The following is a 1,064-nucleotide window of genomic DNA, read 5'->3' as shown; positions in this document are numbered from 1 at the left end:
TCGGTGGTGAGCGGGTCAAACTGCAGGTCGCACATGTCAAACTGTCACACAGCCGCGCGTTCCTGGTACGCGCTTATCCGTTGCAAACGCATGAGATGCTGTTCGACGCTCATTGGCATGCGTTCAGGGTTTTTGGCGGCGTCCCCGGACGTGGCATTTATGACAATATGAAGACGGCAGTTGACCGCGTTGGCAAAGGCAAGCAGCGGGCCGTCAATGCGCGCTTCAAAGCTATGGCCAGCCACTATGTGTTTGAGCCCGAGTTCTGCAATCCGGCGGCCGGTTGGGGGAAGGGTCAGGTTGAGAAGAATGTGCAGGATGCGCGCAACCGTATGTGGCAGGTCATGCCGGTCTGCGCCGATCTGGCAGAGCTGAACCAATGGCTTGAAGATCGCTGTATCGCCCTTTGGACGGAGACACCGCACAAGGCTCTACCGGGGTCCATCGCTGACGTGTGGGAGGCCGAGAAGCCCACGCTAATGGCACTTCCGCCGGCATTCGATGGCTTTATCGAACACAGTAAGCGTGTGTCACCCACATGCCTGATCACGTTCGAACGCAATCGCTACAGCGTTCCCGCCAGCTTTGCGAACCGACGTGTCAGTTTGCATGTCTATCCCGAACGGCTGGTCGTGGTCGCTGAAGGGCAAACGGTGTGCGAGCATGCGCGGATCATTGAGCGTTCTCATCGCAAACCCGGCAAGGTCATCTATGACTGGCGCCACTATCTCGCGCTCGTCCATTGTCCTCGGACCAATGGCGGACAAGGCCTCGCTCCAACGCAAACCGGGCGCACTTCGGAATGGTGCGCCGTTCACGCAGATGCCCGATGCCTTCCGTCAATTGCAAGATCACATGGCTCGCGTAAAGAAGGTGGCGACCGAGAGATGGTCGACATCCTGTCACGGGTGCTCCAGCACAACGAAGAAGATGTCCTCTGCGCGGTGGAGCTGGCGCTGGAAGCAGGCGTGCCAACCAAAACGCACATTCTGAACCTGCTGCACCGACTGATCGACCGCAGACCGACAGATCATCCCGAGGTCGATCCGCCGGACGCACTGGCA

1 pseudogene is annotated in these 1,064 nt (G+C 58.9%); it reads left to right on the top strand.

Features of this window, described 5'->3' with window-relative positions:
- Window positions 1-1,064, top strand: a pseudogene (istA, locus tag BFP70_RS11835) (IS21 family transposase); the annotation flags it as partial.

This window comes from Thioclava sp. SK-1, from assembly GCF_001705665.1.
Classification (GTDB): domain Bacteria; phylum Pseudomonadota; class Alphaproteobacteria; order Rhodobacterales; family Rhodobacteraceae; genus Thioclava.
The sequence above is the reverse complement of the archived record's forward strand: the minus strand, read 5'-3'. Positions and strand labels throughout refer to the sequence as shown.